The sequence below is a fragment of the Microbacterium canaveralium genome (genome assembly GCF_047238045.1).
In the GTDB taxonomy this organism is placed as follows: domain Bacteria; phylum Actinomycetota; class Actinomycetes; order Actinomycetales; family Microbacteriaceae; genus Microbacterium.
Map to the genome: position 1 here is coordinate 597771 of NZ_JBDFMA010000003.1, position 15890 is coordinate 613660.

Here is a 15890-nt window from a genome sequence, read left to right on the forward strand (position 1 = left end):
CTGGCTATGCCATGAAGGTCATCTCCTACAACCTGCGCAAGCATCGCGCTGCCGGTGAACTCGCCGCCCTCGTCGACGCGCATGCGGTCGATGTGCTGTGCCTCCAGGAGTACGACACGCAAGATATTCCGACGGAGATCGCGGGGCTGCGCCTGGCCGAGGCGACCCAGCGCAATCGGCTCGGGCTCGCCGTCTACTATCGCGCCAACACCTTCCGTGCGGTCGAGGTCCGGTCGATCGCGCTGAAGAAGTCGTTGCACGACTACGTCCTGAAGCCGGCCGAGGAGCGCATGCTCGGTGTTCGCCTCCGCGACATCGACGATGGCCACGAGATCATCGTCGCGTCCTTCCACGCCGCGCCACTGACCGCGCTGAACTCGCTCCGCCGCCACCAGATCCGCACGGCCCTCACGGAGTTGCAGAACCTCGGGGCGGGGCTGCCGACGTTGATGGTGGGCGACTACAACTACCCCGTCTTCAAGGAGAACCTCGGTCAAGCCGTGCGCGATCAGGGCTACGAACTGACGCTGAGCGATTCCCGCACCTACACGCGCTACCGGTTTTTCCGGGGTCACTACGACTTCGCGACCTCGATCGGTTTCGACATCGCGCACATCAGGACCCTCCCTCAGGGCCTCAGCGACCACTTGCCGATTCTCATCACCGCCGAGGTGACGGGCACGCGGTCCTCCGTGACGTCCTGATCCGGCTTCTGCCGATGGCGTGACGCCGACGCCGCGCGGCGCGAATCCCGACCGCTGCTGCGCCGCTGACGTCCGCGAGCCACATCGCCAGAACGGAGCGGGGCTCACGGCGGCTCGGCCGCGTGACGGGAAGGGCGTCAGATGTCGTGGTGGTGACGATGACGGCGCACTGTGGCGCCCACGGCGATCGCGCCGCCCGCGAGGGCGAGAGAGCCTCCGCCGATCCAGTAGCCCAGCATCGGGGCACCACTCGCGCCGGTGCTGCTGGCCGAGGCGTGGGACGTGGCATCCTCCGGCGGGTCGACCGTCGCGGCGTGGGCGACGCTCGGGATGGCCAGGGCACATCCCGCGACGATCGAGGCAGCGGCCAAGGAACGGACGAACGTGTTCTTCATTCGGCACCCACTAGCGTCGAGGACAAGAGTCCGAGCACGGCACGTGCAACGGGCCGACGGTGATCCGATGCGCGATCCGAATCCCCCCTGTTCGACTATCCCTCATGCGCGCGGACGACGCCAGCGGGGGGAGTTTCGATTGCGTAAAGGGTGGGTGTCTCCCGCGCTTCCCGCGTCCGTGCCTCGATCTCTGTCCCGGCCCAGCGGCCCGAGGGTCGCGTCCCCGCTCCCGGCGACCCGCCGCCGCCTAGACTCGAGAGAAGACCACAGGAGGATTCATGGGGGAGCGGGTGCGCCGCGGCCGTGCCGCGCTGAGTGCGATCGGCGCGGCGGTGACGCTGCTCGCGCTGACGGGGTGCGGTGCACCGCCCTGGGCTCAAGGCGGCGGGGAGACCTCGCCCTCACCGATCCCCTCGGCATCGATTGTGCCCGTGCCGACGCCCGTGGCGAACGATCTGTCCAGCGGGTCGACGGAGAAGAAGATCGCCGCCGGAGCCATCGCGGCGACGGTCAAGTACTGGTCCACTCTCTCCATGGACCGATGGTCGGCATCGGCACTCAAGCCCGTGAGCATCTCCATGGCCACCACCGTCACGCCCAATGACGGACAGCAGGTCTACCTGCAGCGGGCGACCATGACGGCGGTGCCCGGCAACGCCACGCAGTCGTTCGCGCCGCTCTCGCCCCAGGTCGACCAGAGCAACCCGCCCGGGTATGTGGTGCTCGCGCCCTACAGCTACTCGCAGACCTTCAACGTGGGGGAAGTGCCCGCCGACGCGACTTTCGTGACTCTGCAGTTCACGTACGAGTTCCTGCTGCAGACCACACCGACCTCGAGCGAATTCTCCAAGCAGACGGCGACCGACACGCTCACGGTCGCTATAGCGCCGCCCGTCGGCTGATCAGGCGCGTAGCCGTTCCCAACGGTCGCCACCCAGGCCGCTCGCGGTGAGCGCGGCCTCTTCGGCCCGCTGAACCAGCGTCGTCAGGTCGTATCCGGCCGACTCGGCGGGCACCCAGCCCACGCTGGCCGACAGCTGGACGTCCGACCACTCGTCGGCATCCATTTCGGTGACGCGGCGCAGCAGGGTCCGGACATGCTCCCGCAAGACCGGACCGGGACGGCACACCACCGCGATCACACGCCCGCGCGCCGGGCGTCCGATATCGGCCTCGGCCGGGAGCGTCGCGGCGACGAGGGCCTCGAAGGCGGCGATGATACGGTTCCAGCTGTTCTCGCCGATCGTGCTTCGGATCTGGTCCGGGTCATCCAGACGAATCGCCAACACGGCCCAGGAGATCTCCTGTGCGCGACGTGCGCGGGAAAGGCGATCAGCGGCCGTGACCGAGAACTGGGGCCAAGAACTCGCCGCGCGCATGCCCACCGGCGAGACCGAGGTGAAATACAGGACGCTCACGGTCGCGCACACCAGGTAGATCAGCATCGCCAGCCCGTTCAGGATGCGGGGAAGCTGGAGGTCTTGGGCGTTGGAGGGGAGAGCCAGGCCCGCCACGACGATCGCGCCCGCCAGGGCCACGAATCCCGCGGACACGATGGTGAGGGGCAGCGCGAGTCGTTCCAGGCGATCAGCGGCGCGGCGGATCTCGGCGATCGTGAGCCCGGCGAAGACGGCGGCGCCCAAGAACGCGACGCGGAATGTCATCCCGTAGACACGAGGGTCGACGGCGAGGACGAATGCCGCCGTGGTCGCGATCGACTGCAGCACCGCGATCCAGGGCAGTGCGGGCACGTGGCGGCGAGCGCGGAATCCCGACCAGATCAGGGCCGGCGCGCCCAACATCAGCCCGAGGCCCGCTCGGCGCACGGCCTCGTCGCCGATGACCGAGCCCGCAACCGAGATCCAGGTGCTCGACATCGCCAGCACGAACGCCAGCGACCAGAGCAAGGCGGCGCGCGACGGTCTGTGCAGGAACCCGAGGCCGATGACCATCACGGTCGCGAGCGTCGCGACGGTGGCCTGCGCCAATCCCAGGTTGGCGAGAGTGTCCTGCGTCGTCATGCCTCGGCGGCTCCCGGCCGTGAGGGGAGACGCACGGTCACCGTGGTCCCGGTTCCGACCTCGCTCTCGAGCTCGAGCGACCCGCCCTGCTCCTCGACGATGCTGCGGACGATCCCCATACCCAGCCCCGTGCCGGGAGTCGGGCTCTCTCGCGCGGCGCGGGCGCGGAAGTACGGGTCGAAGATGCGTGGCAGATCTTCGGGATGGATGCCGATCCCGGTGTCGGTGAAGGTGAGCTCGACATGGTCGTCGAAGACGGCGCCGGAGATGTGCACGCTCCCGCCCCCCGGCGTGTACTTGATCGCGTTGCTGAGGATGTTGTCGAACGCCTGTCGCAGGCGGAAGCCATCGCCGACCACTTCGGCGATGGCGGGCAGGTCGTCGCTCACGGTCACGCGACGCGCGGCAGCGGCCGGACGGAACGATTCCAAGGACGAGGCGATGATGCGGCTGGCATCCGTCGTGGTCGCTGCCTTCTCTTCGCGGAAGACTCCGCGTGAATTGGCGAGGATCTCGGAGATGAGGGTCTGCATGCGCTCGCCGGCACCCGCGATGACCTCGAGCTGCTCGCGCACCTTCGGAGTCAGATCCGGCGCGTCCAGAGCCAGGTCCGCGTGACCGATGATGGCCGTGAGAGGGTTGCGCAACTCGTGCGACACGGTGGCGGCGAGGCGCTCCCGAGCGCGCTCCGCCTCGATGAGCGCGGTGATGTCGTGAACGATCAGCAGGGTGCTCTCGGGCTCGTCCGACGACACCAGGCGGCGAGTGGATGCCGAGAGAGCGTGCCAATCTCCCTGGGCGTCGAAGAGCCACAGCCGTTCGTCCTCGAACTGCTCACCGCGGGCCGCGCGGGCGAAGGGCCGCTCGGACTCCGGCAGGGGCTCGCCGCGCAGAGTCGCGTACTCGACGGCGCCGCCGGGACGTGAAGGCTCGTCGCGTTCGATTCCGTAGAGGTTCACATAGGTGTCGTTGAGGGCCAGGACTTCGCCGTCCACCGAAAGTCGGGCGATTCCCGTGTCGAGCCCGTTGAGCATCTGCGATACCCGACGCTCCTGCCCGGTGACGCGCTGCAGAGTGCCCTGGAGCCGGCTCGCCTGTCGGCGGAGCAGCTGCTTGAAGGCGCGCGTCTGGCGCGACGACAGGAAAGCGGTGATGGCGATGAACGTCAGAGACAGCAGGACCACGATCAGACGCAGGGCGGTCGCGGGTCCGACGCCGTTGACCGAGGCATCCGCGACGATGATGACCCCCACCGCGGCGAGCGAGGCGACCATCATGCTGAGGACGAAGTGGGTGGCTATCCAGGTGATGGGGAACACCCAGAAGAATCCGAACCGCAGATCGGTCCCGAAGCTCAGCAGACCGATCCCGATGATGTCGCCGAAGGGGATGAGCGCGACCGCGTTGCGGGGCAAGCGGTGCCACGGCACCATGATCGCCACCGCCGTCAGCGCGATGACGACGCCCACTCCCGTCGAGAACGTCCACACGGCGAAGAGCGACGGCTCGAGGGCCTGCACGAGGAGAACCGTGATCACGACGCTCGCGCCCAGGACCAGCTGCAGCAGCCAGACGGATCGAGTACGACTGCTCGGGCCGCCGGATTCGTCGGCGTCGGCGACGACGGGCGACGTCGCGCGCGGACCGCTCCTCACCGCTGGCATGTTATCGAGTGTATCGACCATGGTGTAGTCTTCTGCGCGCCATCCTGTCTCTGCTCGCCCTTTCGCGCCCTACCCGTCGCGTCGTCCGGTCAGACTCCCCCTGAGGCCTGCATCCCGCAGCGTGATGGTCGTTTCGTCGACCTCTGCGCACCCGCGCCCTCAGATCCAGGAGAACCCCGTGAGCAGCTCCACTCACCGCCGTACCGTGCGTGCCCTCGCGCTCGCCGCAATCGTCGCTCTCGGCGGACCGATCACCCTGACGGGGTGCACTCAGGTCGTCGACGCCTTCAACGCCATCCAGGCCCAGACCTCGGGCAACGGACAGTCGGTCGTCGTGGCGACCCCTTCGCCGCAGGCGACGTCGTCCGAGATGCCCTTCGATTCCCGCTTCACCTACGACGGGTCGGTTTCGCTCTCGTCGGAAGTCGCCGACGGGTTGGAGCTGCGCCTCGACGTCTGGGCGGTCGACCCGAAGCGCACGATGGAGTGGACCTCGTCGAACGAGAAGCAGTTCGGCTTCGCCCTCAACGTGCACGATCACCGTGTCGACGAGAAGGCGGTGCTCACCCAGAAGCGCCGCGTCTACATCTCGTCCGTGTCCATCACGTCGCAGACCGCGCAGACCAGTGGCCAGGTGTCGAACCCGTTCCAGTTCAGCGCCGACCCTCGCACGCTCGTCCCCTCCGACACCCTGCGGTCCGACCGCGGTCTCCTGCTCAACAGCTTCCAGGGCGGGCTTCTCGTGCCCTCGACCTCGATCCGTCAGCTTCCGAACGACAGCTACGGCATCACGCTCGAGTTCGCCTTGAACATCGCGGTCGAGGGCTCAGCCAACTCCGAAACGTCCTTCACGCAACAGACGGTCTACCAGTACCTGCCCATTGCGATCTTCGAGTCGGACGGTTCCGCGTCGGCCGGTCAGCCCACCGACTCGGGGACGAGCACCGGGCGGGCGCCGGGCTGGGGACAGACCAGCAACCAGAACTGACAGCGTCCCCGTCGGCTCACGCGCGGGGGACTGCGTGTGAGCCGGGGCGGAGCCGCCGACTCTCCATCAGCAGCGACAGGTCGTGGACGTCGCTGACGGCGTGGTGCTCGAACGAGAGGTCGGGGGTGTCGGTGTAATCGATCAGCGGCATCTGGTCTGCGAACACGCGGCGGATGCGCGCTTCGACGTCGGTGCGGACGACCGATCCCGGATGCAGCACGAAGACCGTGTTGCGCGCGGGAACCCCCGCGACGGCGCCGGGCATCGCCTCGTGCACGGCGTCGACCAGCACCGTGATCATCTCCTCGGCGCGCCGGGCGCTGTGCGCCGCGCGGATCAGATCGATCTCGGGGACGCGCACGATCAGGGTGTGCACCCGACCGTGCGCGAGAAGGATCGACTGTGCGGCCTGGCGCAGGCTCCTTCGATCGTGCGCGCGCGTGCCCGGCGCGGGGTCGTCGTCCAATTGACGTCCCAGGCGCACGGATCCGTACCCCATGCCGACGATGGCCAGGGCGCTGACGATCGTCGTCATCTGCGTCGAGGCGGTGTGCTGCCACAGCGCGGATGAAATGCCGACGGTGGCGCTGACCGCCAGGCGGTAGAGGTTGAACGCCCCGAAGACGACGAGCGTCACCACGAGAATCCGTGAGCCGGACAACTCACGGACGGGGCGTCGACCGAATTCCACCGCCGACAATGCGGCGAAGACGACCAGGCCGGCGGTCTTCACCAGCGTCGCGTCGTCGAGGCTGACGACGAAAGTGACGGCCAGCATCAGGATGGCGGCGGCCCCCGTCGTCGCGGCGCCGATCGCCCGGCGCGCGTTGAGGCGCCGGGCCCCGGCCCAGGCCAAGCCCACCGTCACGACGTTCGTGGCGTTGCCGACCGCGGCGGCGAAGGTGCCTCCGCCCGCGACCTCCACCACGTTGGCAATCGAGCACGCCAAAGCTGCAAGGGCCGCAACCCCCATGTACCGGACGAGCTCGGCACGGGGGCCGCCGCGGTCGTCCCCGTGACGGCCGTGCGCCAGGAACAGTGCGGCGCCGGCGACCGAGGCCGCAGCGATGGCGGCGAGGAGGTCGAGAACGACCATCGTCGGAGCTCTCCCTGTGCCGGGGCCCCGAGGGAATCTTGAGGAAACCTTGCGGGGACGGTGGTCATGTTCGGCGGTGGCCTTGCGGTGAACCTATCAGAGTGGGACATGGCTGAACCGCCGCCCCTCCGACAGGAAGACACCGCCATGACCGATGCGCGAAGCTTCGCTCCCCAGACCCGGGCGCTCGCCTACCCCGCGGGTGGCGCGGCCGGCCCCGTCGTCGAGGAGCACGCGTTCCCGGACGACTTCGCGTCGGTGCTGGAGCACTCCACGGTGCACCGCTCCACGATCGGATGCATCATCCCCGCCTACAACGAGGAGGAGTCGATCGCCGATGTGATCGAGGCTCTGCTCGGTCAGACACGCGTGCCCGATGTCATCCACGTCGTCGTCAACAACACCTCGGACGCAACCGTCAAGATCGCCTCCGATTACAGCGGCCCGCACGAGATCCACACCGACCTCGGTGAGCAGTTCACCGAGGTGTTCGTACACGACATCGGCAAGAACCCCGACAAGAAGGTCGGGGCTCTCAACTACGGCTATTCGCTCGTCGAGGGCTACGACTATCTGCTGGGCGTCGACGGGGACACCATCGCCGACAGCAAAGCCGTGGAGTACCTCGAGACCGAGGCCGTGTCCGACTCCCGCATCGGCGGCATCTCGGCGATCTACACGATCGACGACAAGCCCATCAAGGGCCTGATCGCCCGCTTCCTCACGGCCGGTCAACGCACGCAGTTCGCGGCGTTCAACCTGCAGAACCTGCTGCGCGGCCGCAACATGGCGGTGCTCGGCGGGCAGTTCTCGATCTTCTCCACCAACGCGCTGCGCGAAGCGATGAAGCAGAACCACCAGGTCACGCCGTGGGTGAAGGACTCCGAGGTGGAGGACTCGCTGCTCTCGCTGCAGATCAAGAGCGCCGGCTACCTGACCAAGATCAGCCCGTACGCCCGCGCCAACGTGGGCGGCATGACCACCCTGTCCGGGTACGACGCCCAGCAGGTCAAGTGGACCTACGGCGCCATCGAGCTGATGTGGCCCGGCCAGCGCGGAGACACGAAGGGCCAGCCGTTCCACCCGAACCTGCGTCTGCGCTGGTTCGAGAACTTCGGCATGCTCACCAACCTCTTCGTGCGCGTGGCGTTCCTGACGCTGCTGGCCGGATCGCTGTCGATCAACGCCTTCGTCTTCTCGCCGCTGTGGCTGATCCCACCGGTGGTGGCGATGCTGCTCAACCTGCGCATCGCGCGCACCATGGCGGCGGTCAACCGTACCGATGTGCTCTTCGCCATCCTCTTCTTCCCCGCCGAGATCTTCATGTGGATCCGCATCAGCCACTTCGTGCGCTCCTGGACCCGCTTCCTCTCGCGGAAGAAGGTCGACAACTGGGCCATGCAGGCCAAGGCCGAGCGTGGTGGCGGGCTCGGGCACTGGGCCCCGATGGTGGTGCTCATCGGCGTCGCGATCGCCCTCGCGGTCATCTGGGTCCTGGTGGGACCGGTGGTGCAGTCCTCGATCCTCTGGATCGGCTGGCCCATCGTCGGCGTGGTCACCGTCCTCCAGACCCTTCTGATGTTCTCCAAGCTCGTCCGTCGTCACCACGGATTCAAGGTCTGATCGCGACCCGAACGCGTCAGAGAAAACGGATGCCTCGGCCCTGGGGAGGGTCGAGGCATCCGTTATGTTCCGCCGGGATCAGGGGGCGGCCATCAGCTCCGAGGTGAGGCGGTAGCCCACCCCGCGGACGGTCTCGATGTAGCGAGGGTTGGCGGGGTTGTCCCCGAGCTTGCGACGGAGATTCGTCATGTGTGCCTCGATGGCGCGCTTGTCAGCCTCGCCCACGAAGTAGCTGGTGACGTACGACTCCCCGCGCAGGACGAGGGTGAGATCGGCTTTGCTGCGCACCCGCCGCTTGGACTCCATGAGGGTCGCGAGCAGGTCGAACTCTGTGCGGGTCAGATCGAGCTCGAATCCGTCCACCAGAACGATGCGGCTGTCCGGGTCGAGCTGGAGGTCACGGTGCACGATCCAGGGGCCGCCGGTCGGGGTGAGCTCTCCGTGCGCGCGCGAGGCGACCTCGGCCCCGGCGCGGGGCGCCACTTCGTTCCCTGGCGTGGTCGTGGACGCCCACGGGTCGGGGCCCTGCGACGAGGGAACGACGACCGGAGTGCTCGGCAGCGGGGCGGCGGGCGCCGGTGCCGGCTCAGCCGCAGTGGGCGAGACCGCTTCGGGGGCGGGGCGGGCGCCCGGGAACGAGGGGCCGACGCTGTCCTGGCGCGGGGCGGTGACCGCAGGGCCACCCGAGCGTGGCCGCCGGAGCAAGGCCTCGATCCGCGCCCGAAGCTCACGCGGGCGGAAGGGCTTCACGACGTACTCGTCGGCGCCGGCACCCAGACCGAGGACGACGTCGGCCTCTTCCTCGAGCCCGGTGAGCATGATGATGTACGTGTCGCTCTGCTGACGGATGCGCCGGGCGGCCTCGAAACCGTCGATCCCGGGCATATTCACGTCGAGCGTGGTGATGAGGGGCTGATAGGCGATGACCGCCCGGACCCCGTCGATGCCGTTACCGACCGACACCGTGGAGAAACCCGCCGACTCCAGAACCTCGACGAGGAGGTGGCGGATGTCGGGGTCGTCCTCGACGATCACGGCCGTCTTCAGCATCTCGGTGCTGTCGCTCATCCCACCACTCTTCCAAAGTCGCACGTCTCCCGTGCCCGCGCTCTCCCCGAGGTGCGGTGGCCACAGACCGGCCGAGCGACATCCTTACATACTTCGCAGCGCTTACGGTTAGCCCGAGACCGGTCGCGTCGCAATCATCGGCTCTCGCGGGTCAGTTCCACGGCGGCATCCGGCCACCACGTCCCCGCGACCGGGCCGCCGTTGCACTCGCCGTCGCTTTCGCCTGGCGGCTTGATCCACAGTGTCGTGTCCACGACGCCGTCGCCGTAGGCGCCGCTGGCCGCGCCGACGAGGCGACCACCCGGGTTGCACCACTCCGACCCGGCGGGGCCGGCACCGTTGCGAGACGTGTCGATGATCGCGTGCGTCCCGCCGACGAGGTCGGACAACCGGTGGGCGTAGTCGAACTCGTTCGCCGTGTCCTGGTAGTTCGAGACGTTCAGTGCGACCCCGCGAACCTCGCCGAGCAATCCGGTCGACGTGAGCAGGTCGGCCATCTCCACCGCGGAATGCCAGGCCGAGTGGCCGCCGTCGATGTAGATCCACGTGTCCACCCCGCGGATGTTGTCCACGGCGGTGCGCAGATAGCCTGCCCGGTCCTGGAGCGACCCGCACGAGGGGGCGAGCGCGATGCTGTCCGGCTCGAGGACGACGATCTTCCGGACGTCGGAGGCATTGCGCAGAGCATCTCCGATGCGTGCGGTCCACGCTGCGTAGGCGTCGGGGTCGAGCCCTCCCGCGGAGTGGTTGCCGCAGTCGCGATCGGGCAGCCCATAGACCGCGATCGAGATCGTGGCATCCTGCTCGCGAGCCTCCGCCGCGAGGTGCGCCACTCGGTCCCACACCTCGTCGACCGGGTCGATCTCGGGCGTGAGCCAGTACGTCGTCGGCTGTGCGGCGAGCCACTCCGCGGCCTCGGACGGTGCCGAGCCGGGCTCCGCCTGCGCGGCCGCCTTCGCCGCCTTCGATTCGTCCGGAGTGACGATGCGCACATCGACGGCGGGAGGGCGTGCGGAAAGCGTCTGGAACAGCGAGGTCACGAGGGAGCCGACCACCGCGATGCCGGCGACGAGCGCGACGACGAGAACGACCGCCCCGCCAATCAGGACCGGCCGCGGAATCCGACGCCGACGGCCCGGGCGGTGCGCTCTCCCCACTCTGAGGACTTTAGTCGAGTGCTCGGTCTTGGGCGGCCACGGTCTCATCGCCGGACTCCGCGCGACATTCTTGGACAGGATCCGAAAAACAAGGGAATCGTTCGTATCGATGCGCACTGGCTAACCGTGCGATGCGGATACCCTGTGACCGTGGGTAAATTGGTTTACGACGCCGCCGGTCACTCGTTCGACATCGAGGACCGTACTCTGGCCCACCTGCGGCTCGTTTTCATGAACAAGCTTCGCCGGGGTGAACCCTTCATGTTCCATTTCCCCGTGGGCGACGGCAGCGGAACGCGCACGCTCTGGATCCACCCGTCTATTCCTTTGGTCTTCCACTTCTACGGAAGCCGTCCGCCGCACGTGAATCGCCGATGGATCGATGCACTCATGCACGAGGCGAGTTCGCCGAACGGACTGACGGTCGTTGTCGAGCCGGAACCTGACGCGGTGGAGGTGGCGACGGCCTGAGCCGTCAGCGGCACTCGGCGTCGACGACCTCGCGCACGCGGTCGAGGAAGTCGGCGAGCTGGTCGGCGGCACCGGGTGGAAGATCGAGCGCGAACTCGCGGATTCTCGCGGTGACGGGGTCGATGGCATCCGCGTCGGTGCTGCGATCGAACGGCACGACGAACTTGCTGCGTCGATCCGCGGGGTTCGCGACGAAACCGATCAGCCCGCCGGCGGCGAGGCGGTCCAGCATGCCGGTGACGGACGCTGTCGAGACGGCGAGTGCCTGGGCGATCTCGGTAGGCGTCACAGTGGCACCTTCATCGGCGCGTTCGAGGATCAGTCGCATTGCTGCTCGTGCGTTTTCGCTCGGGCCGCAGCCCGTCTGGCGTCGCCGGGCCAGCCGAGCCTCGGCCAGTCGCAGTCTCTCGACGGCGCGGGCGGCGACGGCGGAGGGGTCGTCATCAGTCACGATCGTCATGGCTCTCCTGTAAGGGGTCCGGCCGCCCGATGCGACAGTCTAGTTAGGCAAACGAGATTTTCGTGGTTCGATGCATCCGTGCGGGGCCTGGTGAGACGGAAAGAAACTTGGCGGCTGGCCGATATATCAGCGGAATTCACTTGGTGATAGTTAGGCCAGTTAGTAAAATATCGAGTGCCGAAACCTCCGGAAGGGGACGCTCATGGGCCAACTGTTCTACGGCTCTTCCGAGCAACCGATCCGGATCCCGGACCGAGTGCTCGCCCACGTGAAAGTCGTCATCGCGACGAAGCTCCGCCGCGGAGAGAGCTTCACGATGTCGTGGCGCCACGTCGACGACGAGGCAGGCGGTCGAAGCACGATCTGGATCCAGCCGTCGATCCCGCTGCGTTTCGTCTTCGGGTCCGTCGAGCCCGAGATTCTCCACCCGGCCCTTTTGCAGACCTACGCCAACTCGGCGAACTCGTCGAGCGGTCTCACGATCGATCTCGGCGTCGCGGTGCCGGCCGAGGCACCCGTCCGCACGGCGTGAGGGCGAGAGCGCTCCACTCCGAGCGCTCCTGACCACGTCAGCGCCGCCCCGCAGCGTGTCGATGTGCGATGACGGTCATCCACTCCATGCCGGGGCAGGGCGGCGCGGATCGACCCCGCATCCGTTCCCACGCCTCGACGTAGATCTCTTCGAGAAGGGATGCCGCCCGGTTCGCGTCCCGGGTCAGGCTGACGAGTACGGCGTACACGCGGGGCGACGTCGCGTCGTAGAAGTCGACGAAGGCGTCGCAATCGCCGGAGGCGGCGCGCACGAGGAGTGCGTCGAGGTCGGCTCCCTCGACCGCGGGGCGCGGGCTGTCGGTGAGCGTCATCGGGGGCACCTCCTTCGTCGACAGGCCTCATTCAATCGACAGGTGCGCCCAGCGTCCGGGGGTTGCGCTGCGCGAGCACTTCGCGTAGCACCGCGGAAAGGCCCCCGGGCGGTTCGTCAAGCCCCGTTCGGTCGCTCACCCACCGTCTAGCCTGGCCGCATGAGAACCCTCGTTCGATGGGCTCTGGCCCTGGCCATGACCTTCGCCGGAGTCGCGCACCTCACGTTCGCCCGGCGCGATTTTCAGGCGCAGGTACCCGACGCGGTCGTGGAGGTCGGACCACTCGATCGGGACGCCGTCGTCGTGGCATCCGGGGTCGTCGAGATCGCCTTCGGCCTCGCTCTGGTCACCCTGCCGAAGGAGCGGCGACGCATCGGCGCCGCGCTCGCCGCGTTCTATGTGGCGATCTTCCCGGGCAACGTCGACCAGTGGCGTAAGAAGCGCTCCGCCTTCGGGCTCGACACCGACCGCCGACGATTCACGCGGTTGTTCTTCCAGCCCGTCCTGGTGGCCGCGGCCTGGTGGTCGACTCGCTGACACGGTGATGGGTGCCGTCGTCAGCGTGGAGTTCGTGCTCGATGCGTCCTCGGATGCTGCAGTGCGTCGCGAGTGGGTTCTGCTGGAGGCAGCGGGGCTGCCGAGCCAGGCGAGGCATGCCGGGATGAGCAACCGTCCCCACCTGACACTCCTCGTCCGTACGGCGCTGCGCGATCTCCCCGGGGCCGCCCTTCACCACCGTCTTCCGATCGAGGTGACGCTTGGCGCTCCCGTTCTGTTCGGCGGTGGCCGCACACGGGTCCTGGCGCGCTCGGTGGTGCCGACGGCGTCGCTGCTCGAGTGCCACGAGGCCGTACACGCCCTCGCCGGGCCCGGAGACGACGCACCCCATACGAAGCCGGGCGAGTGGACGCCGCACGTGACCCTCGCGCGGCGACTCCCGCTGGACCGGATCGGCGAGGCTCTCGCGGTGCTCGCCGATGACGGCGTCGAGCCGATCGCGGCCCATGCCGTCGGCCTCCGTCGGTGGGATGCCGCCAGCAAAACGGTCTCGCACCTCGCCGGACGTGGGACGCTGGAACCGTGCTGACCGACGATGCCCTGACCTTCTTGGCCGAATACCACCTCGCCACCCTGTCGACCGTCGGGCGCTCGGGCCGGGTGCACGCCGTACCGGTCGGCTTCACGTACGAGGACGGGGTGGTCCGCGTCATCGGATCGCGCGGCACCCAGAAGTTCCTCAATGCCGAGCGTTCCGGACGCGCTTCGATCTGCTCGGTCGACGGCGGACGCTGGATCAGCTTCGAGGGTCCCGCCCGGGTCACCGACGACCCGTCGGTCGTTGCCCACGCCGTGGACCTCTACGCCGCGCGCTACCGTCAGCCGCGTGTGAACCCCGAGCGGGTGGTTCTCGAGATGACGGTGGAGCGCGTGCTCGGATCTGCCCCGCTCCGCGGGTGAGAGGCGTACGCTCGAGGCATGTTGTCTGTCTCCTCCACGATGCCCGTCGGGCGTGAGGGGGTCGTCGGCGTGTCGTGCGCCGACGACAGAGGCTCGATCGGACCCGCGGCTCTCGCCGCCTGAGCGTCATCGCGCGCGACCCCGCCGTCGCGCTGCCACACCGCGACCGACCTCGTCGGTGCGGAGTGCTCCGTTCGCCCGCGCCCCGTCGCGGGCATCGTCCGACCGGGACCCACCCGGTCCATCGATGGGACCACCATGATCGCCCTCACCGAATCCACCATCCGATCCAGCTTCGTCAACGTCTCGCTACGCGAGCGCAAGGCGATCGTCCTTCCCGCGGATCTCGCCGATCGAGACTGGGACCGTCTCGACTACGTGGGCTGGCGCGACCCCAAATCGCCCCTGCTGGGCTTCGTCGTCGCCGAGATCGATGGCACCCCCGTCGGTCTGCAGCTCCGACAGGCCGAGCAGCCGACCCGGTCACGCCCCCAGTGCTCCTGGTGCTCCGACGTCACCCTGCCCAACGACGTGGTGTTCTTCTCTGCACGCCGATCCGGCAGCGCCGGAAAGGCGGGGAACTCGGTCGGCACCCTGCTGTGCGCCGGGTTCGAGTGCTCCGCGAACGTGCGCCGTCTCGATCCGCCGGCGTATCTCGGGCACGACGCGGAGGCTGCGCGCGATCGCCGCGTCGAGGCGCTGCGGTCGCACGTCGACGGGTTCTTCCGGGATCTGATGAGCCGGTGAGCCGTGGTGCTCCGGGCCGCGCGTCCGGAGCACCACCGTTCGCGGCGCCGGCAGAGGCGCGGGGGGAGCGCCAGCGACAGCCGAGCGCAGGAGGAGAGGTGGCGCCGGCGGCGTGCGAGCACCGTGCGATCAGCGCCTGTAATACTCGACGCGATGAATCGTGCCCTCACCGCCCTGATCGTGGCCATCGCGTGCGCCGCTGCCCTGTCCGGGTGCGCTCCCGCACCCATGCCGGGACTCGTGCCCGCCAGCCCCTCCGCGACGCCCGCCATCCTGTGCGCACCGGGGGCCGTCGTGGTGGGCGAGGGAGCCGACGCTCTGCAGGCAGCCCTGGACACGGCTGTTCCGGGCATCGTGCTTCAGCTGTCACCGACCGTGTACCGCGGGCGATTCCACGCCACGGCGGTGGCGACTGCGGAGGCGCCGATCGTGCTCTGCGGCTCGGAGGGAACGGTCCTCGACGGCGGGGACATCCGCGACGGGTACACGCTCCACCTCGACGGCGCGACGTATTGGGACGTGCGAGACCTGGCCGTGCGGGGGAGCCAGAAGGGGGTGGTGTTGGATGCCACGACCCACTCGACCCTCAGCGGCGTGACGATATCGGACGTCGGTCAGGAGGGACTCCACCTGCGGGCCGGGAGCGCCGACAACACGGTGCGTTCCGTCACGATCGAGCGAACGGGCCGCGCCGATCCGGAGTTCGGGGAGGGCGTCTACGTCGGTTCCGCCGAGTCGAACTGGTGTCGGTACACCGCGTGCGAGCCCGACCGCAGTGATCGGAACGCGTTCGAACGCCTCGTGGTCCGCGACACGACGGCCGAGGCAGTGGATGCCAAGGAGGGGACGACGGGCGGCGTCGTCCGGGGCTCCTCGCTGTCCACGGGCCCGGCGCCCGCCGTCGACAGCGCGGTCGATCTCAAGGGCGCCCAGTGGCGCCTCGAGGACAACACGATCGAGGGACCGGTCGACGCCGTCAGCATCCACACCATCCTCGATCCCTGGGGATCCGACAACGTCGTCGTCGCGAACACCCTGCGTCCGGGGCCGGGAGGTCTGGGTGTCGCTGTCGTGGGGTCCGCCCGGACTGCGGGGAACACCGTCGGATGCGACAACGCGGTCGAAACGGGCGTGTCCTTGACGGACGTTGCGTGCACGTAACACGAACGCGGTAA

At 68.5% G+C, this 15890-nt stretch carries 19 protein-coding genes; 11 read left to right on the top strand and 8 right to left on the bottom strand.

The genetic code is table 11. The annotated features are described in order from the left end of the window. Positions 1 to 11: 11 nt before the first annotated feature. Positions 12 to 704 carry an endonuclease/exonuclease/phosphatase family protein gene (locus tag ABC271_RS03770; protein ID WP_412923556.1) on the top strand — a complete coding sequence of 231 codons (693 nt, stop codon included), beginning with the start codon at positions 12 to 14 and terminating at the stop codon, positions 702 to 704. Positions 705 to 841: 137 nt separating this feature from the next. Here the strand turns inward: ABC271_RS03770 and ABC271_RS03775 are convergent, their stop codons facing one another. Further along, positions 842 to 1099 carry a hypothetical protein gene (locus ABC271_RS03775; protein WP_412923557.1) on the bottom strand — a complete coding sequence of 86 codons (258 nt, stop codon included), beginning with the start codon at positions 1097 to 1099 and terminating at the stop codon, positions 842 to 844. Between the two features lie 278 nt (positions 1100 to 1377). Here ABC271_RS03775 and ABC271_RS03780 point away from each other — a divergent pair, with 278 nt between their 5' ends. Continuing rightward, complete coding sequence (locus ABC271_RS03780; RefSeq protein ID WP_412923558.1) at positions 1378 to 2001, top strand: hypothetical protein; 624 nt, start codon at positions 1378 to 1380, stop codon at positions 1999 to 2001. On the opposite strand, the gene ABC271_RS03785 is transcribed toward ABC271_RS03780, so the two are convergent. After that, positions 2002 to 3120 (bottom strand): hypothetical protein, encoded by a 1119-nt coding sequence (locus tag ABC271_RS03785; protein ID WP_412923559.1) that lies wholly within the window; start codon positions 3118 to 3120, stop codon positions 2002 to 2004. Beyond that, complete coding sequence (locus ABC271_RS03790) at positions 3117 to 4784, bottom strand: sensor histidine kinase (RefSeq protein WP_412923560.1); 1668 nt, start codon at positions 4782 to 4784, stop codon at positions 3117 to 3119. Before ABC271_RS03790 ends, ABC271_RS03785 begins: the two co-directional genes overlap by 4 nt. A gap of 178 nt (positions 4785 to 4962) precedes the next feature. Between ABC271_RS03790 and ABC271_RS03795 the strand changes: the two genes are divergently transcribed. Next, positions 4963 to 5772: a fructose 1,6-bisphosphatase gene (locus ABC271_RS03795; RefSeq protein WP_412923561.1), complete on the top strand. Its 810-nt coding sequence runs from the start codon at positions 4963 to 4965 to the stop codon at positions 5770 to 5772. 16 nt (positions 5773 to 5788) lie between these two features. Here the strand turns inward: ABC271_RS03795 and ABC271_RS03800 are convergent, their stop codons facing one another. Continuing rightward, on the bottom strand, positions 5789 to 6868 hold the full coding sequence (locus ABC271_RS03800) for a hypothetical protein (RefSeq protein WP_412923562.1): 1080 nt from the start codon (positions 6866 to 6868) through the stop codon (positions 5789 to 5791). A gap of 147 nt (positions 6869 to 7015) precedes the next feature. On the opposite strand from ABC271_RS03800, the gene ABC271_RS03805 reads away from it, so the two are divergent. Further along, positions 7016 to 8491, top strand: a complete 1476-nt coding sequence (locus ABC271_RS03805) for a glycosyltransferase family 2 protein (protein ID WP_412923563.1) — start codon at positions 7016 to 7018, stop codon at positions 8489 to 8491. 78 nt (positions 8492 to 8569) lie between these two features. Here the strand turns inward: ABC271_RS03805 and ABC271_RS03810 are convergent, their stop codons facing one another. Together ABC271_RS03810 and ABC271_RS03815 are read right to left on the bottom strand one after the other, a co-directional pair. Then, entirely contained in the window at positions 8570 to 9559 is a 990-nt protein-coding gene (locus tag ABC271_RS03810; protein WP_412923564.1) for a response regulator transcription factor, read from the bottom strand. Positions 9560 to 9693: 134 nt separating this feature from the next. After that, positions 9694 to 10716, bottom strand: a complete 1023-nt coding sequence (locus ABC271_RS03815; protein ID WP_412923565.1) for a glycoside hydrolase family 6 protein — start codon at positions 10714 to 10716, stop codon at positions 9694 to 9696. Between the two features lie 144 nt (positions 10717 to 10860). Between ABC271_RS03815 and ABC271_RS03820 the strand changes: the two genes are divergently transcribed. Further along, a complete protein-coding gene (locus ABC271_RS03820) occupies positions 10861 to 11187 on the top strand; it encodes a DUF7882 family protein (RefSeq protein WP_412923566.1) in 327 nt (108 codons plus the stop codon). Between the two features lie 4 nt (positions 11188 to 11191). On the opposite strand, the gene ABC271_RS03825 is transcribed toward ABC271_RS03820, so the two are convergent. Beyond that, positions 11192 to 11647: a MarR family winged helix-turn-helix transcriptional regulator gene (locus ABC271_RS03825; RefSeq protein ID WP_412923567.1), complete on the bottom strand. Its 456-nt coding sequence runs from the start codon at positions 11645 to 11647 to the stop codon at positions 11192 to 11194. Positions 11648 to 11849: 202 nt separating this feature from the next. Between ABC271_RS03825 and ABC271_RS03830 the strand changes: the two genes are divergently transcribed. Further along, the gene (locus ABC271_RS03830; protein ID WP_412923568.1) at positions 11850 to 12179 is read left to right on the top strand and encodes a DUF7882 family protein; all 330 of its coding nucleotides are present in this window, start codon (positions 11850 to 11852) and stop codon (positions 12177 to 12179) included. 37 nt (positions 12180 to 12216) lie between these two features. Here ABC271_RS03830 and ABC271_RS03835 read toward each other — a convergent pair whose 3' ends face one another. Further along, on the bottom strand, positions 12217 to 12510 hold the full coding sequence (locus ABC271_RS03835) for a sigma-70 family RNA polymerase sigma factor (protein WP_412923569.1): 294 nt from the start codon (positions 12508 to 12510) through the stop codon (positions 12217 to 12219). Between the two features lie 159 nt (positions 12511 to 12669). On the opposite strand from ABC271_RS03835, the gene ABC271_RS03840 reads away from it, so the two are divergent. The 5 genes from ABC271_RS03840 (at position 12670) to ABC271_RS03860 (ending at position 15876) form a co-directional block, all read left to right on the top strand. Then, a complete protein-coding gene (locus ABC271_RS03840; RefSeq protein ID WP_412923570.1) occupies positions 12670 to 13047 on the top strand; it encodes a DoxX family protein in 378 nt (125 codons plus the stop codon). Between the two features lie 7 nt (positions 13048 to 13054). Next, a complete protein-coding gene (locus tag ABC271_RS03845; RefSeq protein WP_412923571.1) occupies positions 13055 to 13597 on the top strand; it encodes a 2'-5' RNA ligase family protein in 543 nt (180 codons plus the stop codon). Beyond that, positions 13591 to 13968 (top strand): PPOX class F420-dependent oxidoreductase, encoded by a 378-nt coding sequence (locus ABC271_RS03850; protein ID WP_412923572.1) that lies wholly within the window; start codon positions 13591 to 13593, stop codon positions 13966 to 13968. Before ABC271_RS03845 ends, ABC271_RS03850 begins: the two co-directional genes overlap by 7 nt. Positions 13969 to 14226: 258 nt before the next feature. Further along, a complete protein-coding gene (locus ABC271_RS03855; RefSeq protein WP_412923573.1) occupies positions 14227 to 14715 on the top strand; it encodes an FBP domain-containing protein in 489 nt (162 codons plus the stop codon). A gap of 153 nt (positions 14716 to 14868) precedes the next feature. Then, a complete protein-coding gene (locus ABC271_RS03860; RefSeq protein WP_412923574.1) occupies positions 14869 to 15876 on the top strand; it encodes a hypothetical protein in 1008 nt (335 codons plus the stop codon). Positions 15877 to 15890: the final 14 nt, after the last annotated feature.